This window comes from Caulobacter sp. Root343 (genome assembly GCF_001425745.1).
Classification (GTDB): domain Bacteria; phylum Pseudomonadota; class Alphaproteobacteria; order Caulobacterales; family Caulobacteraceae; genus Caulobacter.
In genome coordinates, this window is record NZ_LMDF01000005.1 from 590,393 (window position 1) to 615,544 (window position 25,152).

The 25,152-nt window shown below is 68.9% G+C and carries 25 protein-coding genes and 2 pseudogenes; 25 read left to right on the top strand and 2 right to left on the bottom strand.

Features of this window, described 5'->3' with window-relative positions:
• The first annotated feature begins 160 nt into the window (after positions 1–160).
• The 12 genes and pseudogenes from ASC70_RS06725 (at position 161) to ASC70_RS06780 (ending at position 13,450) form a co-directional block, all read left to right on the top strand.
• On the top strand, positions 161–1,897 hold the full coding sequence (locus ASC70_RS06725; protein ID WP_056047864.1) for an IlvD/Edd family dehydratase: 1,737 nt from the start codon (positions 161–163) through the stop codon (positions 1,895–1,897).
• A complete protein-coding gene (locus ASC70_RS06730) occupies positions 1,897–2,811 on the top strand; it encodes a 2-dehydro-3-deoxygalactonokinase (RefSeq protein ID WP_056047866.1) in 915 nt (304 codons plus the stop codon). Before ASC70_RS06725 ends, ASC70_RS06730 begins: the two co-directional genes overlap by 1 nt.
• A 5-nt stretch (positions 2,812–2,816) precedes the next feature.
• On the top strand, positions 2,817–3,428 hold the full coding sequence (locus tag ASC70_RS06735; protein WP_056047868.1) for a 2-dehydro-3-deoxy-6-phosphogalactonate aldolase: 612 nt from the start codon (positions 2,817–2,819) through the stop codon (positions 3,426–3,428).
• Positions 3,429–3,477: 49 nt separating this feature from the next.
• Complete coding sequence (locus ASC70_RS06740) at positions 3,478–5,049, top strand: sodium/sugar symporter (RefSeq protein ID WP_056047870.1); 1,572 nt, start codon at positions 3,478–3,480, stop codon at positions 5,047–5,049.
• 188 nt (positions 5,050–5,237) lie between these two features.
• Positions 5,238–5,966 carry a FadR/GntR family transcriptional regulator gene (locus ASC70_RS06745; RefSeq protein WP_056047871.1) on the top strand — a complete coding sequence of 243 codons (729 nt, stop codon included), beginning with the start codon at positions 5,238–5,240 and terminating at the stop codon, positions 5,964–5,966.
• A 139-nt stretch (positions 5,967–6,105) separates the two neighbouring features.
• The gene (mgrA, locus tag ASC70_RS06750) at positions 6,106–7,143 is read left to right on the top strand and encodes an L-glyceraldehyde 3-phosphate reductase (protein ID WP_056047875.1); all 1,038 of its coding nucleotides are present in this window, start codon (positions 6,106–6,108) and stop codon (positions 7,141–7,143) included.
• A gap of 181 nt (positions 7,144–7,324) precedes the next feature.
• Positions 7,325–7,378, top strand: a pseudogene (locus ASC70_RS25500) (hypothetical protein); the annotation flags it as partial.
• A gap of 220 nt (positions 7,379–7,598) precedes the next feature.
• Positions 7,599–7,943: a hypothetical protein gene (locus ASC70_RS25505; RefSeq protein ID WP_047408062.1), complete on the top strand. Its 345-nt coding sequence runs from the start codon at positions 7,599–7,601 to the stop codon at positions 7,941–7,943.
• 197 nt (positions 7,944–8,140) lie between these two features.
• Complete coding sequence (locus ASC70_RS06765; RefSeq protein WP_056047880.1) at positions 8,141–8,497, top strand: hypothetical protein; 357 nt, start codon at positions 8,141–8,143, stop codon at positions 8,495–8,497.
• A gap of 95 nt (positions 8,498–8,592) precedes the next feature.
• A complete protein-coding gene (locus tag ASC70_RS06770; protein ID WP_056047881.1) occupies positions 8,593–9,051 on the top strand; it encodes a hypothetical protein in 459 nt (152 codons plus the stop codon).
• A gap of 198 nt (positions 9,052–9,249) precedes the next feature.
• On the top strand, positions 9,250–10,350 hold the full coding sequence (locus ASC70_RS06775; protein ID WP_235519281.1) for an efflux RND transporter periplasmic adaptor subunit: 1,101 nt from the start codon (positions 9,250–9,252) through the stop codon (positions 10,348–10,350).
• Positions 10,351–10,360: 10 nt separating this feature from the next.
• The gene (locus ASC70_RS06780; protein WP_056047887.1) at positions 10,361–13,450 is read left to right on the top strand and encodes an efflux RND transporter permease subunit; all 3,090 of its coding nucleotides are present in this window, start codon (positions 10,361–10,363) and stop codon (positions 13,448–13,450) included.
• 257 nt (positions 13,451–13,707) lie between these two features.
• Here the strand turns inward: ASC70_RS06780 and ASC70_RS06785 are convergent, their stop codons facing one another.
• Positions 13,708–14,373 (bottom strand): arylesterase, encoded by a 666-nt coding sequence (locus tag ASC70_RS06785; protein WP_056047890.1) that lies wholly within the window; start codon positions 14,371–14,373, stop codon positions 13,708–13,710.
• A 76-nt stretch (positions 14,374–14,449) separates the two neighbouring features.
• Between ASC70_RS06785 and ASC70_RS06790 the strand changes: the two genes are divergently transcribed.
• Positions 14,450–15,778 (top strand): sorbosone dehydrogenase family protein, encoded by a 1,329-nt coding sequence (locus ASC70_RS06790; protein WP_056047892.1) that lies wholly within the window; start codon positions 14,450–14,452, stop codon positions 15,776–15,778.
• Here ASC70_RS06790 and tetR read toward each other — a convergent pair.
• Positions 15,762–16,385 carry a tetracycline resistance transcriptional repressor TetR gene (tetR, locus tag ASC70_RS06795; protein ID WP_056047896.1) on the bottom strand — a complete coding sequence of 208 codons (624 nt, stop codon included), beginning with the start codon at positions 16,383–16,385 and terminating at the stop codon, positions 15,762–15,764. The genes ASC70_RS06790 and tetR overlap by 17 nt on opposite strands.
• An 87-nt stretch (positions 16,386–16,472) precedes the next feature.
• Between tetR and tet the strand changes: the two genes are divergently transcribed.
• The 12 genes and pseudogenes from tet to rnpA all read left to right on the top strand — a co-directional run bounded on the left by tet (position 16,473) and on the right by rnpA (position 25,149).
• On the top strand, positions 16,473–17,699 hold the full coding sequence (gene tet / locus ASC70_RS06800) for a Tet(A)/Tet(B)/Tet(C) family tetracycline efflux MFS transporter (protein WP_056047897.1): 1,227 nt from the start codon (positions 16,473–16,475) through the stop codon (positions 17,697–17,699).
• 73 nt (positions 17,700–17,772) lie between these two features.
• Positions 17,773–18,411 (top strand): hypothetical protein, encoded by a 639-nt coding sequence (locus ASC70_RS06805; protein ID WP_056047903.1) that lies wholly within the window; start codon positions 17,773–17,775, stop codon positions 18,409–18,411.
• A 68-nt stretch (positions 18,412–18,479) separates the two neighbouring features.
• On the top strand, positions 18,480–18,806 hold the full coding sequence (locus tag ASC70_RS06810; RefSeq protein ID WP_056047906.1) for a hypothetical protein: 327 nt from the start codon (positions 18,480–18,482) through the stop codon (positions 18,804–18,806).
• A 57-nt stretch (positions 18,807–18,863) separates the two neighbouring features.
• On the top strand, positions 18,864–19,172 hold the full coding sequence (locus tag ASC70_RS06815) for a hypothetical protein (RefSeq protein WP_056047909.1): 309 nt from the start codon (positions 18,864–18,866) through the stop codon (positions 19,170–19,172).
• 53 nt (positions 19,173–19,225) lie between these two features.
• Positions 19,226–19,372 (top strand): hypothetical protein, encoded by a 147-nt coding sequence (locus tag ASC70_RS24855; RefSeq protein ID WP_156396145.1) that lies wholly within the window; start codon positions 19,226–19,228, stop codon positions 19,370–19,372.
• Positions 19,373–19,516: 144 nt separating this feature from the next.
• The gene (locus ASC70_RS06820) at positions 19,517–20,911 is read left to right on the top strand and encodes an NAD(P)/FAD-dependent oxidoreductase (protein ID WP_056047912.1); all 1,395 of its coding nucleotides are present in this window, start codon (positions 19,517–19,519) and stop codon (positions 20,909–20,911) included.
• Positions 20,912–21,037: 126 nt separating this feature from the next.
• Positions 21,038–21,289: a DUF2164 domain-containing protein gene (locus ASC70_RS06825; protein ID WP_056047917.1), complete on the top strand. Its 252-nt coding sequence runs from the start codon at positions 21,038–21,040 to the stop codon at positions 21,287–21,289.
• A 92-nt stretch (positions 21,290–21,381) separates the two neighbouring features.
• Complete coding sequence (locus tag ASC70_RS06830; RefSeq protein ID WP_047408821.1) at positions 21,382–22,017, top strand: TetR/AcrR family transcriptional regulator; 636 nt, start codon at positions 21,382–21,384, stop codon at positions 22,015–22,017.
• 19 nt (positions 22,018–22,036) lie between these two features.
• Positions 22,037–23,104 (top strand): annotated as a pseudogene (locus ASC70_RS06835) (alpha/beta hydrolase); the annotation flags it as partial.
• Positions 23,105–23,235: 131 nt separating this feature from the next.
• Positions 23,236–24,231 (top strand): NADPH:quinone oxidoreductase family protein, encoded by a 996-nt coding sequence (locus ASC70_RS06840; protein WP_162247188.1) that lies wholly within the window; start codon positions 23,236–23,238, stop codon positions 24,229–24,231.
• Positions 24,232–24,459: 228 nt separating this feature from the next.
• Positions 24,460–24,594: a 50S ribosomal protein L34 gene (gene rpmH, locus ASC70_RS06845; RefSeq protein WP_012284717.1), complete on the top strand. Its 135-nt coding sequence runs from the start codon at positions 24,460–24,462 to the stop codon at positions 24,592–24,594.
• A gap of 93 nt (positions 24,595–24,687) precedes the next feature.
• Entirely contained in the window at positions 24,688–25,149 is a 462-nt protein-coding gene (gene rnpA / locus ASC70_RS06850) for a ribonuclease P protein component (RefSeq protein ID WP_056047927.1), read from the top strand.
• Positions 25,150–25,152 lie beyond the last annotated feature (3 nt).

A 25,152-nucleotide genomic window follows, 5' to 3' on the forward strand; every position in this document is an offset into this window, starting at 1 on the left:
CGCCACACCCCTAAGCTACGGTTGCAAATTGGCGGTTTCGCGCGTGGGAAAACCGGAAGCGCTTCCATCTTTCCCCCGACATTGCGTCGATCATTATTATATTATAAATGGCGACCAACAGGATGCGGATCGGTCCCTGCGGCCGGCGTTAGGGACGGATATGAGCGACGGGAACGCGGGCAAGCGCCTGCGCAGCGGCGGCACTTACGGCAAGCTGGATCGGGACGGGTTCATCCATCGCAGTTGGATGAAGAGCCAGGGGCTTCCCGACGACGTCTTCGACGGCCGCCCGGTGATCGGCATCTGCAACACCTGGTCGGAAATCACCCCCTGCAACGCGGGCCTGCGCGAGATCGCCGAGCACGTGAAGCGCGGCGTCTGGGAGGCCGGCGGCCTGCCGCTGGAATTCCCCGCCATGTCGCTGGGCGAGACCCAGATGCGGCCGACGGCGATGCTGTTCCGCAACCTGCTGTCGATGGACGTCGAGGAGTCGATCCGCGGCAATCCGATCGACGGCGTCGTGCTGCTGGGCGGCTGCGACAAGACCACGCCGGGCCAGCTGATGGGCGCGGCCAGCGTCGACCTGCCCACCATCGTCGTCTCCTCGGGTCCGATGCTGAACGGCAAGTTCCGCGGCAAGGACATCGGCTCGGGCACCGACGTCTGGAAGTTCTCGGAGGCGGTCCGGGCCGGTGAGATGTCGCTGGCCGACTTCATGTCGGCCGAAAGCGGCATGAGCCGCTCGCCGGGCACCTGCATGACCATGGGCACGGCCTCGACCATGGCCGCCATCGTCGAGGCGATGGGCCTGTCCCTGCCCTACAACGCCACCATCCCCGCCGTGGACGCCCGCCGCCGGGCGATGTCGCACGAGACCGGCCGCGTGATCGTGGACATGGTCAAGCAAGGCCGGACGCTGTCGCAGGTGGCCACCCGCGCGGCGTTCGAGAACGCCCTGCGCGTCCACGCCGCGATCGGCGGCTCGACCAACGCCGTCGTCCACCTGCTGGCCCTGGCCGGCCGCCTGGGCGTCAAGCTGGACCTCGAGGACTTCGACCACCTGTCGCGCCACGTGCCGCTGCTGGTCGACCTGCAGCCGTCGGGCCGCTTCCTGATGGAAGACCTGCACTATGCCGGCGGCATGCCGGCGGTGATGAAGCAGCTGCAAGCGGTGCTCGACCCCGAGGCCATGACCGTGGCCGGCCACCGGATCGGCGCCCAGTACGAGACCGCCGAGGTGTTCAACGCCGAGGTGATCCGCACGATGGACGCGCCGGTGAAGCCCGACAGCGGCATCTGGGTGCTGCGCGGCAACCTGGCTCCCGGCGGGGCGGTGATGAAGCCCAGCGCCGCGTCGCCCGAACTGCTCAGCCATCGCGGCAAGGCGGTGGTCTTCGAGACCATCGAGGACTTCCGCGCCCGCATCGACGATCCGGACCTGGACGTCGACGAAACCTCGATCCTGGTCTTGAAGGGCTGTGGTCCCAAGGGCTATCCGGGCATGCCCGAGGTCGGCAACATGCCGCTGCCTCGCAAGCTGCTGGAAAAGGGCGTCAAGGACATGCTGCGCATCAGCGACGCCCGGATGAGCGGCACCGCCTATGGCGCGGTGATCCTGCACGTCTCGCCCGAGTCTGACGCCGGCGGCCCGCTGGCCGTGGTCCGCGACGGCGACGAGATCGTGTTCGATGGGCCCAGCCGCGTGCTCAACCTGGCGATCACCGAGGGCGAGCTGGAAAGCCGCCTGGCCGCTTGGCGCGCCGACCGCCCGGCTCCGAAATACACCCGCGGCTACGCCAAGCTCTATGTCGACCACGTGCTGCAGGCCGACCAGGGCGCGGACCTCGACTTCCTGGTCGGGGCCTCGGGCTCGGTCGTGACCCGCGAGAGCCACTGATGGACCAGGACGTCGTGATCGTCGGCGACTGGGGCACCTCGCGCCTGCGACTCTGGCTGCGCCAGGGCAAGAGCGTGATCCATCGCCGCGACGGCCCGGGGGTCTCGGCCCTGACCGACACGCCGGAGAAGACCTTCCTCGACCTGGTCGGCGACTGGCGCGAGGCCGGCCCGACCGGCGCCCTACTGTGCGGCATGGTCGGCTCGCGCATCGGCTGGGTGGAAGCGCCCTACGCCACCTGCCCGGCTGCCCCCGCCGATGTCGCCGACAAGACCATCCGCATTGAAGCCGGCGGCCTGTCGGTGACGATCGTTCCCGGCCTCTCGTGCACGAACCCGCTGGGCGGTCCCGACGTGATGCGCGGCGAGGAGACCCAGGTGTTCGGGGCCCTGGCCCTGGACGAGGCCTTGCGGACCGGCCGCCACCTGCTCGTTTTGCCCGGCACCCACAACAAGTGGACCGTGGTCGAGGACGGCAAGATCATGGGCTTCGTCACCGCCCCGGTCGGCGAGACCTTCGCCCTCTTGAAGCAGCACTCGACGCTGGCCGCCGGCGGCGGGTCCCAGGCCGACGGCTCGGCCGAGGGCTTCGCCAGGGGCCTGTCCCGCATCGCCGAGCACGGCGCGGCGCGCCTGACCCACCTGATGTTCGAGACCCGCTCGCGCCAGCTGCTGGACGGCCTCTCGCCCGCCGATGCCATGGGCTACCTGTCGGGCCTGCTGGTCGGGGCCGACGTGGCCGCCGCCCGCGACTGGTTCGGCCCCATGGACGCCGTGACCGTGATCGGCGCCGGCGCCCTCAGCGACCTCTATGTCCAGGCCCTGGCCAGGATCGACGTCGGCGCGACCGTCGTCGATGGCGACGCGGCCGTCCTTGCCGGCCTATCGGCGATTTCCAGATCTCAACAGAAGTGACGCTTATGACCGACGCCGCCCCGCCCCCCATCGTGGCCATCCTGCGCGGCGTGAAGCCGGACGAGATCGTCGACATCGCCGCCGCCCTGGTCGCCGCCGGGATCAAGGGCATCGAGGTGCCGCTGAACTCGCCCGACCCGCTGGAGAGCATCAAGCGCCTCTGCGACGCGTTCGGCGATCAGGCCCTGTGCGGGGCCGGCACGGTGCTGACGCCCCAGGCCGTCGACGACGTCGCCGGGGTCGGCGGCAAGCTGATCGTCACGCCCAACACCGATCCCGAGGTCATCGCCCGCGCCGTGGCGCTGGGCCTGACCGCCATGCCCGGCTTCGCCACGCCGTCGGAGGCCTTCGCCGCCGTCAAGGCCGGGGCCAAGGCGCTGAAGCTCTATCCGGCCGGCTCGTTCGGCCCGGGTCACATCAAGGCCGTCAAGGACGTGCTGCCCAAGCATGTGCTGGTCTACGCCGTCGGCGGCGTCGGCGCGGCCAATCTCGAACCATGGCGCGCCGCCGGCGCCGCCGGCATCGGCGTCGGCGGCGAGCTCTATCGGCCGGGCTACACCGCCCAGGAGGTCGGCCAGCGCGCCGCCGCCCTGGTCGCGGCCTGGAACGCCGGCTAGCCGGACCAGACCGGCCGCCAACGATAAAAGCCCATAAGGGGGAGGAACAATGAACCTAGCAGCCATCGATATCGCGGTGCTCGCGGTCTACGCGGTCGCCATCTTCGGCCTCGCCCAGTGGGTGTCGCGCGACAAGGGCGGTCACCAGAAGGACTCGACCGACTACTTCCTGGCCGGCAAGGCCCTGCCCTGGTGGGCGATCGGCGCCTCGCTGATCGCCGCCAACATCTCGGCCGAGCAGATCATCGGCATGAGCGGCTCGGGCTACGCCATCGGCCTGGCCATCGCCTCGTACGAATGGATGGCGGCCCTGACCCTGCTGATCGTCGGCAAGTTCTTCCTGCCGGTGTTCCTGAAGAACGGCGTCTACACCATGCCGCAATTCCTGGAGCAGCGGTACGGGCCCAGCGTGCGGACCCTGATGGCCGTGTTCTGGCTGGGCCTCTACGTCTTCGTGAACCTGACCTCGATCCTTTGGCTGGGCTCGATCGCCATCCACACCGTCACGGGCCTGGACCAGATGTGGGCCCTGGCCGCCATCGGCGCCTTCGCCCTGGCCTATCAGATCTGGGGCGGGCTGAAGGCCGTGGCCCTGACCGACATCGTCCAGGTGGCCCTGCTGGTCACCGGCGGCCTGATCATCGCCTGGCTGTCGCTGGGCAAGATCGGCGGCGGCGACGTGCTGGCCGGCTTCCATCAGCTGACCACCCAGTTCCCCGACAAGTTCGACATGATCCTGAGCAAGGACAATCCGCACTACAAGGACCTGCCCGGCATCGCGGTGCTGGTCGGCGGCCTGTGGATCATGAACATCAGCTACTGGGGCTTCAACCAGTACATCATCCAGCGCGCCCTCGGGGCCAAGGACCTGAAGGAAGCCCAGAAGGGCATCGCCATGGCGGCCTACCTGAAGCTGCTGATGCCGGTGATCGTGGTGCTGCCGGGCATCGCCGCCCTCGTGCTCGCCCCGCAAGGCATCAAGCCCGACCAGGCCTATCCGGAGATGATGAAGCTGCTGCCGCCCGGCCTGCTGGGCCTGGTGTTCGCGGCCCTAGTGGCGGCGATCGTCGCCTCGCTGGCGGCCAAGATCAACTCGATCGCCACCATCTTCACCCTCGACGTATACGCCAAGGCCCGGCCGGGCCAAAGCGAGCGGCGGCTGGTCGCGGTCGGGCGCATCACCGCGATCGTCGCGGTGATCATCGGCATCCTGACCGCCAAGCCGCTGCTGGGCGGGGCCGAGCAGGCGTTCCAGTTCATCCAGGAGTTCACCGGCTTCTTCACGCCGGGCATCGTGGTGATCTTCATCCTGGGCATGTTCTGGAAGAAGGCGACCACCGCCGGCGCCCTGACCGCCGCCATCGGCTCGGCCGTGCTGTCGGCGCTGTTCTGGTGGCTGCAGAAGGAGGCGATCTACACCATGCCGTTCATGAACCGCGTGGGCGTGGTCTTCCTGCTGTCGCTGGCCGGCGCCGTGCTGGTCTCGCTGGTCGCGCCGCAGAAGACGCCGGTCAGCGTCGTGACGCTGGAAGGGGTCAGCTACAAGACCTCGACCGGCTTCAACATCGCCGGCGTCGGGGTCATCCTGATCCTGATCGCGCTCTACGCCACCTGGTGGTGAGCAAGGATGGGCGGCTTCCGAGTCGCCCATTTTTTCCGTTTTGGTCAGACCACATGTCTGAACACTCTTGCCGAAACCGCGCCGCGCGGCTGTATTCAACCGCAACCGTCGCGTTCGCGAACGGCGCGAACCAAGGTACACAGCGGCGAAACCCTTTGTTTCGTTGTCGCAGGAAAGAAGAGTAGCCGATGCGCACCCAGCCCGGCCTGAGTTTGACCTACGGTCTGGTCGAGCAACTTGGTCAGGCCATCGTGACCGGCGAGTACGTCGAGGTGGGCTTCCCGACCGAGGGCGAGCTGTCCAAACAGTTCGGGGCCAGCCGCACGGTGACCCGCGAAGCGGTCAAGATGCTGACCGCCAAGGGCCTGCTCAGCGCCCGCCCGCGCCACGGCACCGTGGTCGAGCCCGAGGCCGAGTGGAACATGCTCGACCCCGACGTGCTGCGCTGGCTGCTGGAGCGCAAGTTCTCGCTGCGCCTGCTGGCCGACTTCACCGAGATGCGGCTGGGCATCGAGCCGGCCGCCGCCGCCCTGGCCGCCCGCAACGCCGACGAGGCGGGGCTGGAGGAGATCCGCAAGGGCCTGCGCCGCATGAAGTCCGCCGCCGAGGGCGAGGACGACCCGTTGTCGGCCGACATCGCCTTCCACATCGCCATCCTCAGCGCGACCAAGAACCCGTTCTATCGCGAGCTGCACGAGCTGGTGAACACCGCCCTGCGCATCTCGATCCGCTTCACCAACCGCATCAAGGGCCGCACCGCCTCGATCCCCTCGCACGAGGACGTGGCCGAGGCGATCATCGCCCGCGACGCCGACAAGGCCTCGTCGGCCATGCGCGAGATCATCGTCGACGTGCTGGAGCTGATCCGCGCCGCCTCGCCGTCGACCGAGAGCGAAGCGGCCCGCCGCGAGGCTTAGGCCGTTAAAACGTAATAGATTGTCATCCCGGCCGCAGCGAAGCGGAGAGCCGGGACCGCCACGAACGCCGAGCTTGCCGCGGTCCCGGATCTTCGCGCTTCGCGCTCGTCCGGGATGACAGCTTTGAAGGACCCTCCCCATGCAGATCCCCTACGTCGCCGCCGCCGACCGCTACGCGTCCATGCCCTACCGCCGCACCGGCCGCAGCGGCCTGGACCTGCCGGCGATCTCGCTGGGCCTGTGGCAGAACTTCGGCGGCGCCGACGTGTTCGAGACCGGCCGGGCTATCCTGCGCCGGGCCTTCGACCTGGGGGTCACCCACTTCGACCTCGCCAATAACTACGGCCCGCCCTACGGCTCGGCCGAGGAGAACTTCGGCAAGGTGCTGGCCACCGACTTCAAGGCCCATCGCGACGAGCTGGTGATCTCGACCAAGGCCGGCTGGGACATGTGGCCGGGCCCCTATGGCGGCGTCGGAGGGTCGCGAAAGTACCTGATCGCCAGCTGCGACCAGAGCCTCAAGCGGATGGGCGTCGACTATGTCGACATCTTCTACTCCCACCGCGTCGATCCCACGACGCCGCTCGAGGAGACCATGGGCGCCCTGGCCCACCTGCACCGCCAGGGCAAGGCGCTGTACGTCGGCATCTCGTCCTATTCGCCCGAACTGACCCGTCAGGCCCACGCGATCCTGAAGAGCGAGGGCGTGCCGCTGCTGATCCACCAGCCGTCGTATTCGATGCTCAACCGCTGGATCGAGGACGAGCTGCTGGGCGCGCTGGATGACCTGGGCGTCGGCTGCATCGCCTTCTCGCCGCTGGCCCAGGGCCTGCTGACCAGCAAGTACCTGAACGGCGCGCCCGCGGACTCACGCGCCGCCAAGAACGGCTCGTTCGGCGGCCACCTGCTGAGCCAGGACAATCTCGACCGCATCAAGGCCCTGAACGCGATCGCCCAGCGGCGCGGCCAGACCCTGGCCCAGCTGGCCCTGGCCTGGGTGCTGCGCGATCCGCGCGTCACCTCGGCCCTGATCGGGGCCCGCACGGTGGCCCAGCTGGAGGATTCCCTGGCGGCGCTGAACGGTCTTTCGTTCTCGCCCGAGGAGTTGGCCGAGATCGACCGCCATGCCTCCGAAGGCGGCGTCGACCTCTGGAAGGTGTCGTCGGAGCTCACCTGAACGTGTCGACCGTAACCATAATAGCAAAGGTTTAATGTTCCGGCGGCTTGCCGAACCGAAACGTTCGCCTAAAGTTCCCCTCGCGATGGACAAGGGTGACCCTTCCCTTTCTGACCAGGTCGATGGCCTCGACCGCCTCACCGAGCGTGAGCGGGAGTGTCTTCGACTCGTCGACCGCCACATGAGCTCCAAGGAGATCGCCCGCGAGCTGGGCCTCTCCAAGCACACCGTCGACTGGCATCTGGACAAGGCGCGCCGCCGGCTCGGGGCGGCCGACCGCTACGACGCCGCGCGCCGGGTCTTCGACCGAGCGCATCAAGGGGCGCACCAGGGGATCCATCAGGGGGGCGCCCCCCCTGTCACCCCCCCTCCTACCGCGTCGGGGTCCGATCCGTCCCGGCTAGGCGAACGCCCTTCCTCGAGGTCAGTTGACCGCATCGAGGAAGGAGTTCCCAGTGAACGAGTTGACCCCCCATCAGAAAGACGCGATTGGCCGCGCCACTCATCTGCGCCAGGAAGTGACGAGCTTCCGGGACACGTGGCCCCGGCTGAATTCGGCCGAGATGCTGCCGCCGATCACCTGGAGCGAACTCGAGCGCCAGCTCCAGAGCCTCTCGGCCAGCCCGGCCGGTTCGGCGATGGTCCACGATCTGGTGGCGGCCACGCGCAAGCAGGCTTCGTTCAAGCCCAACGAACTGGTGATGCGGGAGATCCTGTGCATCGCCAGCGCGGTGATGGACGAGACGTTCCTGTCGGACTCCTCCTCATCGGACTTGGAGGAGCAAGACCCAATCATCTGAGTCTGCCCCTGAGGCTGGCCTTCATCGCGGCCGTGATGATCGTGACCGCTTTCGCGTTCGGTTCGATCCTGGCGGGGCTCCACGCCCTGGAAAGCCTCTTCCCCTAAGACGGCGTCGCCCGCGGAACCGGGCGAGCAATCCGACCATCATCAACATCTGGCAACGCGCCGACACCGTCGGCGTGAGGGAGACTTCGTATGCTCAAGCAACGCCGTGCGGCCGCCGAAACCGTGGCCGAAGCCCTGTTCGCCGCCGAAAAGGCCATCGACGCCGCCATCGCCACGACCGCCACCCTCGCCGCCCTGATGCCCAGCAGCCGCCAGGCCGCCAACCTGTCGGCCCTGATCGGCCAGGACGCCATCATGTCGGCCATCACCACCATGCAGGCCCTGGGCGTGGCGCGCGAAGGCATCGTCACCACCCACAAGCACCTGACGGTCGCCCAGCACGACATCGGCCTCTCGGCCGTGACCTTCGACGACGGCTTCGGCGAAGCGCCCGTCAAGCCGGTGGGCACGATCAAGACCAACGGTCGCCTGACCATCGCCGCCTAGAGGCCGCCGCGCTCGAAGGCGCAACGCCCCGATCCTCGCCGATCCCGATCAGCGAGGATCGTTGCAATCTGGCGGAAAGACGCCACCCTGGCGCGATGTCGCCACTTAGCTACCTCTACCAGTGGGCCAGCCTCGCCGCGTTGCTGATCGCGACCGGCGTGGCGCTATGGCGTGGCGGCTGGCCTGAGCGCCTGGCCGGCGCCGCCATGATCGTCGCCTGGTTCGCCACCGGCTTTCTCTACAACAGCCATCAGCGGTTCGGGCCGCAGACCGCGGTGTTCCTGGTGGACGTGGCCCTGATGCTGGTGCTGCTGTTCATCGCCATGCGATCGAACCGCTGGTGGCCGATGTGGGCTTGCGGCTTTCACGGCCTGACCCTGACCCTGATGCTGGCGACCCTGGTCGATCCCAAGATTCCCAATCGCGCCAGCCTGATCGCCGGCGGCGGCGTCTTCAGCTACCTGACCATGGCCGCGCTGTTCTGCGGCGCGCTGCCGGGCCGGCGCCTGGCTCCGAAGTCCCCACACCCTGAAGCCGCGCCACCTCTGGCATAGCTTCGAACCTGTCTCACTTCCCCCGACGGACGGCCCGGGGCGCTCCCCTCTCTCGCAAGGGAATGGGCAGCGCCTCGATTTTTATCGTCTTACGGCAAATTAACTCAGCAACCGTGGGTTTGTCGGCTAGAAGGCCACGGGCTTTCAACAGTGCTGGGGATGATCGTGCTTTACCGGATCAATGGGCGCCGCCCGAACTTGAGCGCGCTGGTCTTGGTCCTGGGCGTGAGCGCGATCGCGCTGGCAGGCTGCGGCGACAAGAAGCCGAAGACGGAGAAGGCCTCTCCGACCGCCTCGGCCACCGTCAGCGTCGCCCCGGTCTCCAGCCAGCCGATCTCGCGCCAGATCAACGCCACCGGCACCATCTCGCCGTGGGAAGAGGTGCCGGTCGGCGCCGAGACCGGCGGCCTGACCGCCGTGTCGGTCAATGCCGAGGAAGGCCAGATCGTCAGAGCCGGCCAGGTGCTGGTGCAGCTCAACGACAGCGTCATCTCCGCCCAGCTGCGCCAGCAGCAGGCCAGCGTCGCCAGCGCCAGGGCCACCCTGGCCGAGGCCCAGGCCGCCCTGGGCCGCGCCCGCGAGCTGCAGGCCAAGGGCTATCTGAGCCAGGCCTCGCTGGACACCGCCACCGCCAAGCAGGCCACCGCCGCCGCCAACCTGGCCGCCGCCGAGGCGTCCCGGGGCGAGACCGCCGCGCGCCTGGGCCAGACCTCGATCCGCGCCCCGGTCGGCGGCCTGATCAGCCGCCGCAGCGTCACCAAGGGCCAGATCGTCACATCCGGCAGCGAGCTGTTCCGCATCGTCCGCGACGGCCGCCTGGAGCTGGACGCCGAGATCCCCGAAACCGACCTGGCCTCGGTCAAGGCCGGCATGCCCGCCAAGATCTATTCCGAGAAGGTCGGCGAGATGACCGGCCATGTCCGCATCGTCACCTCCGAGGTCAACGCCACCAACCGCCTGGGCGTGGCCCGCGTGGCCCTGTCGGCGATGGGCGGCTTCCGCCCGGGCATGTTCGCCCGCGCCACGATCGACGCCGGCGACCAGCCCGCCCTGGTCGTGCCCAGCGCCGCGGTGCTCTATCGCGAGAACCGGCCCGGCGTGTTCGTCATTGACTCGGCCAAGAAGGTCCACTTCCGTCGCATCACCATCCTGGCCAACACCGGCGACCGCGTCGCCGCCACCGGCCTGACCGCCGGCGAGCGGGTCGTGGTCGATGGGGCCGGCTTCCTGGGCGAGGGCGACCTGGTCCGCGTGGGCCTCGCGCCCGCGCCCTCGTCGCCTTCCAAGCCCGCTCGCTGAGGACGCGCCCATGCGCAACATTTCTTCCTGGGCGATCAAGAACCCGATCCCCGTCATCCTGCTGTTCATCCTGCTGACCATCGCGGGCGTGGCCGGCTTCAAGGGGATGCGGATCAACAACAACCCCGACGTCGACCTGCCGTTCGTCGTCGTCACGGCCGTGCGCCCCGGCGCCGCGCCCAGCGAGCTGGAGACCCAGGTCACCCGCCTGATCGAGGACTCGATCGCGGGCCTGGGCCAGGTGCGCCACATCAACTCCACCGTCGTCGACGGCGCCTCGACCACCTTCATCGAGTTCGAGCTGGGCGTGGACCACGAGCGCGTCACCAACGACGTGCGCAACGCCATGTCCAACCTGCGCGGCTCGCTGCCGCAGGACATGCAGGAGCCGATCGTCACCCGGATCGACATCTCCGGCGACCCGCTGATCACCTATGTCGTCAAGGCCCCGACCCTGACGCCCGAGCAACGCAGCTGGTTCGTCGACAATGACATCAGCCGGGCTCTGCTGGCGCTGAAGGGCGTCGGCGAGGTCAACCGCCAAGGCGGCGTCAGTCGCGAGATCGAGGTCGCCCTCAATCCCGACCGCCTGGCCGCCCAGGGCGTCACCGCCGCCTCGGTCAGCCAGGCCCTGGTCTCGTCGAACGCCGACCTGCCCGGCGGCCGGGTGACCATCTCCGGCGCCGAGCGCGCCATCCGCACCCTGGGCGCGGCCGGCTCGGTCGAGCAGCTGCGCGAGACCCGCGTGCCCCTGCCCTCGGGCGGCACGGTGCGCCTGGCCGACCTCGGCGCGGTCACCGACCACTGGGCCGAGCCCCGCTCGCTGGCGCGCTACGACGGCCAGGAAGTCGTGACCTTCAACATGGTCCGCTCGCGCGGCGCCTCCGAGGTCCAGACCGCCGAGAAGGTCCGCAAGACCATCGAGAAGCTCGACAAAGAACACCCCGAGCTGCAGATCGAGGAGATCACCTCGAACGTGAAATACATCGAGGAGAGCTATATCGCCTCGATGGAAGCCCTGATCATCGGGGCCGTGCTGGCCGTTCTCGTCGTGCTGCTGTTCCTGCGCGACTGGCGCGCCACCCTGCTGTCGGCCGTCGCCATCCCGATGTCGCTGCTGCCGACCTTCGCGGTGCTGGCGCCGATGAACCAGTCGCTGAACGGCGTCACCCTGCTGGCCCTGTCGCTGACCGTCGGCATTCTCGTCGACGACGCCATCGTCGAGATCGAGAACATGGTCCGCCACATGCGCGGGGGCAAAAGCCCATACGCGGCGGCCATGGAGGCGGCCGACGAGATCGGCCTGGCGGTCGTGGCCACCACCTTCACCATCGTGGCGGTGTTCGCCCCCGTCGGCTTCATGCCCGGCATCATCGGCCAGTTCTTCAAGGCCTTCGCCCTGGCCGCCTGTATCTCGGTGCTGTTCTCGCTGGTGGTCGCCCGCCTGCTGACGCCGCTGATGGGCGCCTACATGCTGAAGGCCGACCACAAGCACGAGGACAAGGACCCCGCCTGGATGGGTCCCTACCTCAAGAGCCTGAACTGGGGCCTGCGCAATCGCTGGAAGGTGCTGGCGATGGGCATCCCGATGTTCGCGTTCTCGATCTTCCTGGCCACGCGGCTGCCGTTCGAGTTCCAGCCCCAGGCCGACCGCGGCCGGGCCGAGTTCTCGGTCGAGCTGCCGCCGGGCGCGACGCTGGACGAGACCGACCGTGTCGTGCAGCGCGTCACCCGCGAACTGCGCGCCCGTCCCGAGGTGATCAGCGTCTACGCCTCGGTCGGCGGCAACGCCGTCAACAAGGGCCAGATCACCGCCGACCTGACCGAGAAGGGCAAGCGGATCAGCCAGCAGGCGTTCAGCCGCCAGATGGTCGACCAGTTCGCCCAGATCCCGGGCGCGCGGATCGGCGCGGGCAGCAACAATGGCGGCGGCCCGTCCAGCGGCGGCAGCTACACCCTGCGCCTACTCAGCGACAACGGTCCGGCCCTGGAGGCCGCGGCCCGCAAGGTCGAGGCCGAGATGCGCGCCGTGCCGGGCCTGGCCCACGTGGTCAACACCGCCGCCATCGCCCGTCCCGAGATCGTCGTGACGCCCAAGCCCGACCAGGCCGCCCGCGCCGGCGTCTCGGCCGGGGCCATCTCGCAGGCGGTTCGCGTCGCCACGATCGGCGACGTCGACCAGAACCTGCCCAAGTACAATCTGGGCGACCGCCAGGTGCCGATCCGCCTGCGCCTGGACCAGAGCGCCCGCGAGGACATCGCCGTCCTGCAGACCCTGCAGGTGCCGTCGGCGACCGGTTCGGTGCCGCTGAATGCGGTGGCCGACGTGCGCTTCGGCGCCGGTCCCTCGCAGATCGACCGCCAGGACCGCTCGCGCGTGGCCACCATCACGGCCGAGCTGGACGGCATCGTCGTCGGCGAGGCGGCCAAGCGCGTCCACGCCCTGCCCTCGGTCAAGAACCTGCCGAACGGCGTCAAGGAAGTGGCGGCCGGCGACGCCGAGTTCATCGCCGAAATGGTCAGCGGCTTCGTCGGCGCGCTGATCACCGGCATCCTCCTGATGTACGTCGTGCTGGTGCTGCTGTTCCGCAGCTTCGCCCACCCGATCACCATCATGGTGGCCCTGCCCCTGGCCATCGGCGGCGCCTTCGGCCTGCTGGTGATCGCCCACTCCAGCTTCTCGATCTCGACCCTGATCGGGATCCTGATGCTGATGGGCATCGCGGCCAAGAACTCGATCCTGCTGGTCGAGTACGCGATCATGGCGATGAAGGAACACGGCATGGACAAGCGCACGGCGATCATCGACGCCGCGCACAAGCGAGCCAGGCCGATCCTGATGACCACCGTGGCCATGGGCGCGGGCATGCTGCCCACCGCGATCGGCCTTGGCGCCGAAGTCGAGTTCCGGGCTCCGATGGCCATCGCGGTCATCGGCGGCCTGATCACCTCGACCCTGCTGTCGCTGCTCTACATCCCGGTGGTCTTCATCCTGATGGACGGCCTGAAGACCCGCTCGGAACGCCTGATGCGCCGCATCTTCGGCGGCCACCACCACGTGGCGGTCAAGAAACCGGAACTGAAGGAAGCGGCGGAGTAGGCGTACGAACTCCCTCTCTCATGGAGAGAGGGAGGGGCCCGCCGCGAAGCGGTGGGAGGGTGAGAGGTTTCACTCTCACCGAATAGGGCTCTGACGAAGACGCCGGACGTTGCCGGCTGGCCGCGGCGGGAGTCGAAATCAGCTTGGGCTCGATGGAGCGCCTGGGATTTTCCGGCTGACGGTGAAACCTCTCACCCTCCCATCGCCATGGGCGATGGGCCCCTCCCTCTCTCTATGAGAGAGGGAACTTAGCTAGCTCACCCCCGCAGCGCCTGGGCCACCACCGGCGCAAGCCGTTCGGCGATGATCCTCGCGCCCTCGGCGTTCGGGTGGATGCCGTCGCGCTGCATGTAGCGCGAGACGCCGATCACCCCGGTGAAGAAGTCCGGCGCGTAGAACACGCCCTGTTCGCGCGCCAGCTCCGGATAGAGGGCGGTGAAGCGGCGGGCGTAGTCGACGCCCAGCAGGGCCGGCGCCCTGACCCCGGCCAGCACCACTCGGATGTTCCGCTCCTTCAGCCGCTGGACGATGGCCCGCAGGTTGGCGCGGGTCCACGACGGCTCGGCGCCCTGCAGCAGGTCGTTGCCGCCCAGGGCCACGACGCAGACCGAGGTTCCGGCCGGCACCCGCTCGACCCGGGACAAGCCGCCCAAGGTGGTGTCGCCCAGCGCGCCGAAGCCGAAGACCCGCGCATGCACGCTCATCTGGCCGAGCACCGATTGAAGCCGCGCGGGCAAGGCGAGGTCGCTGGCCACGCCCAGGCCCGCCGTGATCGAATCGCCCAGCAGGGTGACCAGCGGCGGAGACGGCGGCTTGAGAGCCTTTCCGTGCGGTGACGCGAGGGCGGCGCTCGGCGCGCCCAGGGCCAGAAAGCCGGCCAGAAGACGACGACGATTAATGGTGTTGGATTGGAACTTCACCATGGTCGAATCCGTATCAACTACCAGCACCGAGTAGACCCGCCTTGCGTTGAACGCTGGATGAAGAAGGAAAGCGGCCATGCGTCGCAGGCTTCGCGAAATCTTGATCGTCGGCGGCGTGGTCGCGGCCCTCGCCGCCTGCGGCCAAAGCCAAGGCCAGCAAGGCGGTTCCGTCGGCTACGGCCCTAACCCGGCCCTGCCCAAGCCCAATCGCACGCTCTTGCCCACTGTTAAGGTTTCCGAGGTGGTCGGCTGGCCGGCGGGCGTGACGCCTCGGGTCCCGGCGGGCTTCCGGGCGCAGCCGTTCGCGACTGGCCTCGATCATCCGCGCTGGCTGCTGGTCCTGCCCAACGGCGACGTGCTGGTCGCCGAGAGCAACAAGCCGGCGGGCAACGACAAGCCGAAGGGGATCAAGGGCTTCTTCGAGACGCGGCTGATGAAGAAGGCCGGGGCCGGCGTGCCCAGCGCCGACCGCATCACCCTGCTGCGCGACGCCGACCACGACGGCGCCGCCGAGCTGAAGACGCCGTTCCTGACCAGCCTCCACTCGCCGTTCGGCATGGCCCTGGTCGGCGGGACGCTGTACGTGGCCAATGCCGACGCGATCGTCGCCTTCCCGTACACGGAGGGACAGACCCGCATCACCGCCGCGCCGCGCAAGGTCACCGACCTGCCGGGCGGACCGATCAACCACCACTGGACCAAGAACATCCTGGCCAGCCAGGACGGGACCAAGCTGTTCGCCACCGTCGGCTCCAACAGCAATGTCGGCGAGAACGGCATCGACGCCGAGACCGATCGGGCCGCGATCCTCGAGGTCGACCTGGCGACCGGGACCAAGCGCGTCTTCGCCTCGGGCCTGCGCAATCCCAATGGCCTCGGCTGGAACCCGGCTAATGGCGAGCTGTGGACCGCGGTCAACGAACGCGACGAGCTGGGCAACGACCTGGTGCCCGACTACATGACCGCGGTGCGCGAGGGCGGCTTCTACGGCTGGCCCTACAGCTATTTCGGCCGCCACGTCGACAAGCGGGTCAAGGACAAGGACCGCCGCCCCGACCTGGTCGAGCGGGCCATCGTCCCCGACTACGCCCTGGGCGCCCACACCGCCTCGCTGGGCCTGACCTTCTACGAGGGGACCAGCTTTCCGGCCCGCTATCGCGGCGGCGTGTTCGTGGGCCAGCACGGCTCGTGGAACCGCAAGCCGCAGGCCGGCTACAAGGTGGTGTTCGTGCCGTTCAGCGGCGGCAAGCCGGCCGGCGAGGTCGAGGACTTCCTGACGGGGTTCCTCGACGCCAACGGCAAGGCCCAAGGGCGGCCGGTGGGCGTGACGGTGGATGCGTCGGGCGCGCTGCTGGTGGCCGACGACGTGGGCAACGCGGTGTGGAGAGTTAGCGCGGCCCGCTAGCCAGCTCCGCCTCCGCGCCCCGCACCATCAGCTCCAGGCCGCGCTCGAACAGCCCCGCGTGGCCGCTCTCGCGGTAGTGGGCCATGGCCTCGGCCAGGATCGGATAGGCCTGGGCGGCTTCGTCGAGCCGGGCCTGCTCGGCCGAACCGGTCGCGGGCGAGGCCTGCTCCTCCAGCACGCAGCCGACCACGTAGCGGCTGACCGCGATGAACAGCTGCATGGCCTGGGCCGGCGAGAACCCTGCCCGCACCAGGACCATCGCCTGGGCCTCGACATGGTCCAGGTCGTCGGGCTCGGCCTCGGTGCCGGCATGGACCCGCGCCCCGTCGCGATAGGCCAGCAGGGCGGCCCGGAAGCTCCTGCCATTGCGGCGCAGGAAGTCCTGCCAAGTCTCGCCGGGCCGGGGAACGCGCGCCTCGTGGGCCCGCGCAAGGATCTCGCCGTTCATGGCGTCCAGCAGGGCCCGCTTGTTCTTGAAGTGCCAGTAGAGCGCCGGCTGGCGCACGCCCAGGCGCTCGGCGATCAGCCGGGTCGACAGGGCGTCGACCCCGACCTCGTTCAGGAGCTCCAGCGCCGCCTCCAGGATTCGCCGACGATCGACCTTCATTTAGCGCCCTCGTAGGAATCGGCTTGACCGCGCGGCCGATCCGGACTTTATCGCCGATAAGGAACTTTATCGATGATAAATTTACATATGCGCCCTTTGGGTAACCGCTCGAAACTCGCCTTCCCCCTGATCCTGGCCACCGTGGCCCTGGACGTCGCCGGCATCGGCCTGGTCATGCCGATCATCCCGCGCCTGCTGCGCGAGGTCGGCCATACTGGCGACCTGGGCTGGCGGTTCGGGGCGTTCCTGGGCCTGTACGCCCTGATGCAGTTCCTGTGTTCGCCGGTGCTGGGGGCGATCAGCGACAAGGTCGGCCGCCGGCCGGTGCTCCTGGTCTCGCTGGCCGGGGCGGCGATCGACTATGTGTTCATGGCCCTGGCGCCGAGCCTGGCCTGGCTGTTCGTCGGCCGCGCCATCGCCGGGATCACCGGGGCCAACATGGCCGTGGCCCAGGCCTATATCGCCGACATCACGCCGGAAGAGCAGCGGGCCCGGCGCTTTGGCCTGTTCAGCGCGATGTTCGGGATCGGCTTCATCCTGGGCCCGGTGCTGGGCGGCTTCCTGGGCGGGTACTGGGTGCGCGCGCCGTTCCTGGCGGCGGCCGCCCTGAACGGTCTGAACTTCCTGATGGCCCTGTTCGTCCTGCCGGAGTCGCACAAGACCCTGGGCAAGACCGAGGGTCAGCCCATCGGCCGCGCCGCTTTCAGCCCGTTCGCGTCGCTGCGCTGGGCGGCGGCCTTCCCGGCCCTGCTGCCGCTGATGGTCGCCTATGCGGCGCTGAACATCGTCGGCGAGGTCGGCGGCACGATCTGGGTGCTGTACGGCGAGGACAAGTTCGCCTGGGATCCGTGGACCATCGGCTTCTCCCTGGCCGGCTTTGGCGTCTTCCAGGCCCTGACCCAGGGCTTCGTCGCCGGCCCGATCTCGGAACGGTTCGGCGAGCGGCGGGCCCTGGTCATCGGCATCGTGTCCGACGCCTTCGCCTATGTCGCCATCGCCCTGGCCACCAAGGGTTGGATGGCCTTCCTGCTGCTGCCGATGTTCTGCCTGGGCGGCGTGGGCCAGCCGGCCCTGCAGTCGCTGCTGTCGCGCCAGGTCGACGAGGACCAGCAGGGTCGCCTGCAGGGGGTGCTGGCCAGCCTGGCCAGCCTGGCCTCGGTGATCGGCCCGGTAGTCATCGCCCAGGCCTATTTCGCCAGCCGAGCCTGGTTCCCGGGCCTGGTCTGGACTCTCGGCGCGGTGCTGGGGCTGATGTGCCTGCCGATCTTCCTGGCCAAGCCGCCGGCGAGGGACGGAATCGACGCTTCGGCTTGATCGCCCGCCCCTAATCCCGGAACCGCCGCGAGGCCGTGGCTTTTGCTCTACGACAACAGCCGGGAGCTCTATCGTGGTCGAGGATTCCAACGTCGCCCTGAGCGCCGAGGTCGCCGCGCTTCGTCGGCAGATGGCGCAACTGCGCGCCGCCTTGGTGGCGGTCGTCGCCGGCGGCCTGCTGGTCGGCGCGGTCGGCGCGCCGGAGGTGGTGCGCGCTCGCCGGATCGTGCTCGAGGACGCCGAAGGACGCGAGCGCATCATCCTGGACGCGTCCGGCGCCGACACTCGCCCGTCGCTGCGGTTTCGTTCGCAAAGCGGCGCGACGCGGCTCAGCCTCGGGGAACAGCCGGACCCCGTCATCGACGGGAAGGCCTATCCGCGCCTGTCGCCGGCCTGGGGCATGCTGATCTACGATCCGGCGGGCGACGAACGCGGCGGCTTCACCTACCTGGATACGGGCCGCTCGGTCATCTCCCTGGATCGCCGCCATGGCGAGGGCGTCTACATGACCGTCAACGAGAAGAGCGGCTTCGCGGGCGTGGTCGCCAACTACGACACAGGCAAGGTCGGCGACTATGCCGAAGGCCTGCGGATCGGGACGCTCGGGAACCAAGCCTTCGCGCAGGCTTCGAACCGAGACGCGACACCAGCCGGAGCGATCGTCGCCGGCCCGGGCGGCAAGGTCCGGCTTACCGACGTGGTTCAGAAGTAGAGGCGCGCGAGGGACCGCACGGAAACATGGTTAATCGGCCTTTTACCATAGGGTCGTAATCTCTCCCCATGCGCCGCGCCCTGCTCGTCCTGCTGATCCTCGCCGTGGCCGGTCCGGCCGTCGGCGGTCAGGCGACGATCCCGGCCCAGCCCAAGCCCAGGAAGCTGGCCGCCCCGGTCCAGGCCCCGATCGCCGCGCCCAGCTTCGTCCTGCCCGCGCCGATCCCGCTGGCCAGCGCCCGGCCGGCCGGCGACACCCAGCAGTGCAAGGCGACCTGCTCCAAGACCCTCTACTTCTGCCAGTCCGGCGGCGACGACGACGGCTGCGCCGGCCGCTGGGCCCAGTGCAGCGCCAGCTGCGCGGCGACCTACGCGCCGGTGCGCTTCGGGCGGTGAACCCCGTAAGGGGCCAAGGCGGCTTGCCGCCGGCCCGCTGGCGGCTATCGTAGCCTCATGACCGCCCCGGCGATCCGTGTCCGCGTCCTCGCGCGACTGCTGTCCCTGCTGGCGGCGGTGCTGCTGGTCGTGTCGCCCCTGGCGCCGGCCATGGCCACGCCGATGGACTGCTGTCCGGACGCGCCGTGTCACGACCTCGACAAGTCGATGTGTCCGCAGGTCTGCGTCACCGCCTGCGTGGTGGTTGCCGCGCCGGTCGAGACCCTGGCCGAACCGGTCCGTCTCGAGATCGCGTCGCCCGAACCGCGTCCCATGCCCCGCCTGGTCGGCCGGAGCATCACGCCGGAGCCGCCCCCGCCCCGTTGAGACCCGCATTCCAGGACGAATTTCCATCAACCTGAAAATCGGACTCTCAAATCATGAAACGCATCGTCTCGATCGCGGCGTTCGCGCTGCTCGCCTCCGCCTCGGCCGCCTACGCCGCCGCGCCGGACGCCGTCCACAAGGCCGTCGAAGCCTGCTGCGCCCTCGGCGCGGCCTGCTGCAACGGCGGCCCCTGCTGCTAGGCTAGGCGACAGCTGAAAGCCGGAGCGCCCGTCTCGCGAGAGGCGGGCGCTTTGCATTCCAAGCCTTCCCCAACGGCCGCTTGCCGGGCCGGATAACGCCGGTATGCTCACCTGAACAATGATAAGTCGGGATGGGCGGCCAAGATGGGCGGAACAGCCGAAAAGCTCCCCAAGGCGTGCGTCATCGGCGCCGGCTGCAGCGGCTTCACCACGATCAAGCGGCTGAAGGACCTCGGCGTCCCCTACGACTGCTTCGAGATGTCCGACGAGATCGGCGGCAACTGGTACTACAAGAACCCCAACGGGATGTCGGCCTGCTACGAGAGCCTGCACATCGACACCTCGAAATGGCGGCTGGCCTTCGAGGACTTTCCAGTCCCGGCGGGCTGGCCCGACTTCCCGCACCACGCCCAGCTGTTCCAGTACTTCAAGGATTACGTCGACCACTTCGGCCTGCGCGAGACGATCACCTTCAACACCCGGGTCGAACGCGCTCAGCGCACGGATGAGGGTCTGTGGTCGGTGACCCTGTCGACCGGCGAGACGCGGCTCTACGACGTGCTGTTCGTCTGCAACGGCCACCACTGGGATCCGCGCATCCCCGACTATCCCGGCGAGTTCGACGGCCCCGCCTTCCACGCCCACGCCTATAGCGACCCGTTCGATCCCGTGGACATGCGCGGCAAGAACGTCGTCGTGGTCGGCATGGGCAATTCGGCCATGGACATCGCCAGCGAGCTTTCCCAGCGGCCGATCGCCAAGACCCTGTGGGTCTCGGCCCGGCGCGGGGTCTGGGTGTTCCCCAAGTACCTGAACGGCAAGCCGGCGGACAAAAGCGCCATGCCGGCCTGGATGCCGCGCAAGCTGGGCCTGTCCATCGCCCGCCAGGTGATCAAGCAAGCTATTGGTAAAATGGAGGACTACGGCCTGCCCAAGCCCGACCACCAGCCGCTGGAGGCCCACCCGTCGGTCTCAGGCGAGTTCCTGACCCGGGCCGGCTGCGGCGACATCAAGTTCAAGCCGGCGATCAAGGCGCTGGAGGGCAAGCGCGTGCGCTTCGCCGACGACAGCGTCGAGGACGTCGACGCCATCGTCTTCGCCACCGGCTACAGGATCAGCTTCCCGTTCTTCGACGATCCGGCGCTGAAGCCCGACGCCGACCACCGCTTCCCGCTGTTCAAGCGGATGATGAAGCCGGGCGTCCGGAACCTGTTCTTCATGGGCTTGGCCCAGCCGCTGCCGACCCTGGTGAACTTCGCCGAGCAGCAGGCGAAACTGGCGGCGGCCTATCTGGTCGGCGCCTACGCGCCGCCGCCGGAGACCGAGATGGTCCGGATCATCGCCAGGGACGAGGCGCGGCACACCAGCCAGTTCTACAAGTCGGACCGCCACACCATCCAGGTCGACTTCAACGTCTATTGCGCCGACCTGAAGACGGAGATCGCCAGGGGCGCGGTGCGGGCGCGGAGGAACGGCGGCAAGCTGCCGGTGCCGGCGCTGGCGGAGATCAAGATGGAGCCGCTGCTGGCCCCCACCTGACCATGCTCCGCATGGTCGTCCGCCCCCGGAGGGAGCGGAAGGGGATCACCTTCTTCCCCCTCCGGGGGAGGAGCGCCGTAGGCGCGGAGGGGGCAAGTGCGGTAGCTCTCCCTAAAAGGAGCCCCCATGCCCAAGATCACCTTCGACAAGGACACCCGCGCCAAGCTAGTCGGCGGCCTCTCGGACTATCTGAAGTCCGAGCTGGACCTGGACGTGAAGGGCTTCGACGCCGAGTTCCTGCTCGACTTCGTCAGCGAACGGCTGGGTCCCTACTACTACAACCAGGGCCTCCACGACGCCTCGGCGCTGTACCGCGAGAAGCTGGAGGCGATCAGCGAGGCGGTCTGCGACATCGAGCAGCCGGTGAAGCCGCTGTAACCGTCCCAAACCAAGCCCCTTGCCACCTGCCCCAGAGTAAGGCTGTGATCCTGACGGGGCGTCACCATCGTCCCGCCTTCGAGTCGCGGTCCATGTCGAATGTCGCCTACTTCCCCAAGCCCCATGTCGATCAACGGCCGGGCAAGCGGGAACGCACCAAGGTCGCCAACCGCCAGGCGATCCTGGACGCTGCGCGCGAGGTGTTCGGCGAGCTGGGCTACGACGCCGCCACGGTGCGCGACATCATCCGCCGCACGGGTTTGGCCTCGGGCACCTTCTACAACTACTACAAGTCCAAGGAGGAGGTGTTCGACGCCCTGGCCGACGACGGCGCCCGCCGCTTCCGGCCCCTGCTGCGCGAACAGTCCGAGAAGGCGACCGACTTCGAGTCGTTCGTGCGCGGCGCGATCCTGGCCTATTTCAACTTCGTGGCCGTCGAGCAGGAGAGCTGGCGTCTGAACCGGCCGGCCGGCGAGCAGATCCCGCACGCCCGCCTGACGCCCGAGGTGGCGGCGGTGTTCGACGAGGTTCGCGAGGCCTTCGCCCGGGTGCTGGAGCGCGAGCACGCCCCGCCGGTGGACCTGGATTACCTGACCTCGGCCTGCATCGCCGTGGCCCGCGAGATCGGCGACAAGATGCTGGAGCGCCGGCCGGTCGACACCGAGGGCGCCGCCGACTTCGCCGTCAAGCTGATCCTGGGCGGCCTGCCCGCCTTGCCTAGGCTATAGAAGAACAACAACGACAAGAACGCAGAGAGTGGGGGAAACCATGGCCTCGGACGCCGCCCAGAAGACCATACTGAAGCTGATCCTTTCGCTGCCCAGCCCGATCCTGCGGGCGATGTCGGGCGGCGGGGTCGTCTACAAGGGCGGCCGCACGCTGGACCCGCGCTTCCAGTTCTTCGCCCACGCCGGCAAGAAGATGCCGCCGATGGAAAGCCTGTCGCCGGCCGAGGCCGTGGCCGGCAGCGCCAAGGCCTTCGCCGCCGTCCAGGGACCGCTGGAGCCGGGCGTGCGCACCGAAAGCCTGTCGATCGAGGGCCCCAATGGCCCGGTTCCGTGCCGCGCCTATCGCCCCGAGAACCAGGACGCCGACGCGCCGCTGATCGTCTACGCCCACATGGGCGGCGGGGTGATCGGCGACCTGGAGGCCTGCCACGCCTTCTGCGGGATCCTAGCGAGCATCGCCCGCACGGTGGTGATCTCGGTCGACTACCGCCTGGCGCCGGATCACAAGTTCCCGGCCGGCCTGGAAGACGTGCTGGCCGCCTATCGCTGGGCGCGGGACAACACCAACCGCTTCGGCGCGCCGCCTGTCGCTCCGGCCATCGGCGGCGACAGCATGGGCGGCAACTTCTCGGCCGTCGTCGCCCAGGAGATGAAGCGCAAGGGCGAGCCGACGCCGGCCCTGCAGTTGCTGATCTATCCCGCCGTCGACGTGGCCAGCGAGACGCCGTCGATGACCACCTATGCCGACGCCTATCCGCTGACCCGCAGCGTGATGGACTGGTTCATGGGCCATTACATGGGCGCCGACGCCGATCCGGCCGACCCGCGCCTGTCGCCGGACAAGACAGCCGACCTGTCGGGCCTGGCGCCGGCCGTGATCGCCACCGCCGGCTTCGATCCCCTGGTCGACCAAGGCCAGGCCTACGCCCAGCGCCTGCAGGCGGCGGGCGTGCCGGTGCTGTACCGCTGCTACGACAGCCTGGCCCACGGCTTCACCGCCTTCACCGGCGCGATCCCGGCGGCCGATGGCGCGTGCCGCGAGATCGCGGGGCTGGTGCGGGAGATGTTCGACCGGCGGGCGGCTTAACGCACCCAATCCGTGTCATCCCGGACAAGCGCGCAGCGCGCCGATCCGGGACCGCCGGAAGCGCGGCGTTTCCGGCGGTCCCGGCTCTCCGCTTCGCTGCGGCCGGGATGACAAGCTTTTTGGGATTGAGGATGACCCTTCCCCCCACCATGCGCGCCCTCGTCGTCGAGGCGCTGGCCGCCGACTTCGCCGGCTGCGCCGTCCGCGAGGTCGCCACGCCATCACCCGGTCCCGGTGAAGTCCTGGTCCGGGTCCGCGCCGCCAGCGTCAACTTCCCCGACCTGCTGATGACGCGCGGCGAGTACCAGTTCAGACCGCCCCTGCCCTTCACCCCCGGCCTGGACCTCTGCGGCGAGGTCGCGGCGTTGGGCGAGGGCGTGACGGCTTTCCAGGTCGGCGACGCCGTGGTCGGCGGGGCGCGGCTGGGCGGGTTCGCGCAATACGCGGTGCTGGCCGCCGAGAGCCTGAAGCCCAAGCCCGCGCGGCTGTCGTTCGCGGAAGGCGCCGCCTATGGCGCGGCCTACCTCACCGCCTATGTCGCCCTGGTCCGCCGGGCGCGGCTGGAGCCGGGCGAGTGGGTGCTGGTCCACGGCGCGGCGGGCGGGGTCGGCCTGGCCGCCGTCGACCTGGCCAAGGCCCTGGGCGCGCGAGTGATCGCCGCCTCGGCCTCGGACGCGAAGCTGGAGCGGGTGCAGGCGCTCTACGCCCCCGATGCCGTGGTCAACGTCACCGGCGGCTTCCGCGAGCGCGTGAAAGAGATCACCGGCGGCCGCGGGGCCGACGTGATCTACGACCCCGTGGGCGGCGACGTGTTCGACGAGAGCGTCCGCTGCATCGCCTTCGACGGGCGGCTGCTGGCGGTCGGCTTCACCTCGGGGCGGATCCCGACGCTCTCGGTCAACATGCCGCTGATCAAGGGCTTCTCGGTGATGGGCGTGCGGGCCGGCGAGTACGGCCGCCAGTTCCCGGACAAGGGCCGCGAGAACGCCGAGGCGGTGTGGCGGATGGCCGACGAGGGGGTGATCCGGCCGCATGTCCATGCGGAGCTGCCGCTGGACCGCTGGCGCGAGGCGTTCGCGCTGCTGGCGGGGCGGAAGGTGGTGGGCAAGGCGGTGATTGTTCCGTAGGACTTGCCCCCTCCGGATGCTGCGCATCCTCCTCCCCCGGAGGGGGAAGAAGATCGCGCGATATCCTTCTTCCCCCTTCGGGGGAGGAGCGCGAAGCGCGGAGGGGGCAAGTTCGTAAGTCCCTGAACCGACTCAGGTTGACATCCCCGCCTCGTTCTTCTATCCACCGCCCCTCACTCGCGGGGACCTGGTCACCGCGTTCAACGTTTTGCATTTCGGAGCCACGTCGTGAAGCGCACCTTCCAGCCGTCGAAGCTCGTGCGTGCCCGCCGTCACGGCTACCGCGCGCGTATGGCCACCAAGAACGGTCAAAAGATCGTCGCGCGCCGCCGCGCCAAGGGCCGCAAGCGCCTGACCGCCTAATTGCTCCTCCTCCTTCGGGAGGCGAGACCATGATCAAAGCCGCCTTTTCCAAGAACCTGTCCTCAGGTTTGCGCCGGAAAGGCGGCTTTTTTCATGTCTGAAGTCCAGGCTCTAAAGTTCGAGCGCCTACGCAAGCGCCCCGACTTCCTGCTGGCGGCCAAGGCCCCGGCCCTGTCGCGCGGCGCGGTCTTCGTCCAGATGCGCAAGCGCCCCGACGAGGATCCGACCGTTCGGGTCGGCTTCACCGCCACCAAGAAGATCGGCGGCGCCGTCGAGCGCAACCGCGCCAAGCGCCGCCTGCGCGAGGCCGCCCGCCTCGTCCTGCCCCTTCATGCGCGGCCTTCGCACGACTATGTGTTCATAGCGCGCGGCGGTACGACCGCCCGCGAATGGGGGCGTTTGCTTGACGATGTCAAAACCGCGCTGATAAGCCTCGCCGCCGAGCACGATCGGGCGGGAGCCAAAGTCCCGCAACCGTCGTCCGGCGCCCCATCCAAAGACGTCACGTCCGAAGTCGCCTCTTCCCAACAACCCGATCTCAAAGTTTCCGGTTAAGCG